This is a genomic window from Bradyrhizobium sp. 190 (assembly GCF_023073415.1).
In the GTDB taxonomy this organism is placed as follows: Bacteria; Pseudomonadota; Alphaproteobacteria; order Rhizobiales; family Xanthobacteraceae; genus Bradyrhizobium.
In genome coordinates this window covers 1-2,540 of record NZ_JADPJL010000010.1, presented here as the reverse complement: position 1 = coordinate 2,540, position 2,540 = coordinate 1, and the positions used below count along the sequence as shown (strand labels likewise).

The following is a 2,540-nucleotide window of genomic DNA, read 5'->3' as shown; positions in this document are numbered from 1 at the left end:
GTTCCCTCAAGCGCGGTTTCCTCCCTTGGAGGGTTTCGGACGCCGGCCCCGTGCGCGCGGCCTCACCGTCATGGGGCCGGCATCCGAAACCCTTCACATAAGCGGACTCATGCGTTGCAGCAAACTGCGCCCTTTTTCGGCGCTTGCAATGCGAGCACTTCAAACAGCCTTGAATGACTAACTTGTAAGCTGACTTTCCGCTGGCGACCTCTAATGTTCTGGTCAAATCCGCTTTGGACATTTGGCGCGACTTGGTCTGAACGACGGTGCCGGATAGCGGCAGGGACTGCAGCAATTGATGCCTGGAAGGGGTTATAGTCGCACCGCAATCGAGCCATCGCCATGCGCCACGACTCCCTGTTGCACGCTCTCGCCACAGCCGGCCTGTTCACCGGTCTGTTCCTGGGATCCAGCCTCATCTCAGATGCATCCGCCGCGACTGCCGGCCACGCCTTGGCCGTCTCCGTCGACGATTTCAATTATATTGACACGTCGAACGAGCCCGCCGATCAGACGGTCGTACATGAAAAGCGATTGCGGGCTTTCATGACCGCGCTGCGGGACGACGTCACGGCAGACCGGCGTCTTGAGCTCGTGCCCTCCTCCTGCGCGCTAAATTGTCCGATCGACGGACCGGCGTTGCGCGATCGGCTGCGCGCGGCGTCACAGGCCGGCACGCAGATCCTGATTATCGGCATGGTTCACAAGCTAAGCACGCTGGTGCAAGTTGTGCGGATTGCTGCCATCGATACAACAGCCCAGCGCGTCGTGTTCAGAAAGTACTTCCAGTTCCGCGGTGACAATGACGAGGCATGGCAGCGGGCGGAGCGCTTTGTATCGGAGGAGGTCCGCGACCGGCTGCTTGAACGCAGATCGCAGCAATAGGCCGCGCGTTGGGTCAAAAGGCGACCTTCGGGCGCGGCTGATTTAGGTCTGTTCATCCCCCAACAGCGGACATCGGAAGACTTCCGCAGCACGTCCGAAATGTGCCAACTGGAGACTCATGCGCCGCAGAAATTTTAACAGTCTACTCGATCACTTCGTGGGCGCGGGCGAGCAGCGATGCTGCCGAAACATTCACGACTAGCTCAGTCTTTGTGATCTGCTGCATTGGGAGTTTGGACGGTCTTTCACCTCTTAGTATGCGTGCGGCCTAAACACACACAGCTGCCGTCCTAGTGTGTCCGCACGTTCACGAGCGAGGGTAGCCACGCCCCGTCATATGCATGGTATAAAGGCGGGCACGACGGAGCGAACTCCGGCGCGATACCTGCCCCGCTTGGCGCGAGGCGGTTTTGCTCTACCGGGGCGGAGTAATTTACATGAATTTGTACAGCGCAGACCAACCCAACCTGATGGATCGTATTCTCGATACGGCGGCGGACAATCTCAGGATTGCAAAGATCCTGGTCCAAATGGGTCTAGACCCCGATAACGTCACCTACGACGCCATCTTCAATCGTGTACTGGAAATTGTGCTGGCCAACATCAACCTGGCCAACATGTTTGCCCTGGTGGGCGCCATCTTCTTTGTCGCCACCCTGCTGACGCAGACCATGGTGCCGTTGCGCGTCGCGAACATGATTGGTTGTGCATTTTTCGCCATCTTCGGCGCGCTCACCGGAGCCATCACGATCTTCCTGTTGTACCTCCTGATGGTTCCCATCAATGCCTATCGCCTCCGTCAAATGCTCGTCCTCATCAAGAAGGCTCGCAGCGCAACGCAGGGCGATACGTCGCTGGAATGGCTCAAACCGTTCATGACCGAGCGGAAGTATCGCAAGGGCGATGTTCTGTTCAAGAAGGACGATGCCGCCCACGAAATGTTGCTAACCGTCACCGGAAAATTCCTGGTGAAGGAAATCAGCGTCGAGCTTCCACCGGGCCAATTGATGGGCGAATTTGGTTTTCTGACGCCCGATAACCGACGAACCGCGACGATCGAATGCGTCGAGGATGGTCATGTGCTGACCATCGGGTACGAAAAGCTGCTCGAAATCTACTTCCAGAACCCGCAATTTGGCTATTACTTTCTGATTCTGACAAGCCAGCGGCTGCTGGAGAACGTCGGGCGGCTGGAAGGCATCGTGGCAAAAAACAAGCTGGCGGCGCAGGAAGCCGCAGCCGCGATGGCCACGAGCTGAAGGGGCTCGTGCTGAGCCTATTCCGCCGCGCGGTGCGGATCCCCGACGCGTTCGGCCATGCCGCCGCGCCGCCGGCAGGCATAATAGATTTCCGCCACCTCGTGCCTGTTTCCCCCACAACGGCAACGGTAACAGTACTGTTGGGGTACGTAAGCGGGGGTTGCGGTTATTCGCGTCAATTCATCGCCGACTTCCGAGATGGGTCAGACTAGGAAGTGTCCCCGCTTGCACGGCACGTCCGTTGTGCCCCCAAGAGCAGACGTCATCTGATCGCCCCAGACATGTCCGTTTCGGGCCGATTGTGTTGAAAAACTCGACCGTTGAATCCGAAGGAGATCACTGATTCATTCTGTCGGTGTGGGCGGGAGACTTGAATCGATGATGGGTCCGCGGCAA

General features: G+C 58.1%; 2 protein-coding genes. Both read left to right on the top strand.

The genetic code is table 11. The annotated features are described in order from the left end of the window. The first annotated feature begins 360 nt into the window (after positions 1-360). Positions 361-885, top strand: coding sequence for a DUF2380 domain-containing protein (locus IVB22_RS09060; protein WP_247516994.1), 525 nt, complete (start codon positions 361-363; stop codon positions 883-885). Positions 886-1,322: 437 nt separating this feature from the next. After that, positions 1,323-2,144 (top strand): Crp/Fnr family transcriptional regulator, encoded by an 822-nt coding sequence (locus IVB22_RS09055; protein ID WP_247516993.1) that lies wholly within the window; start codon positions 1,323-1,325, stop codon positions 2,142-2,144. Positions 2,145-2,540: the final 396 nt, after the last annotated feature.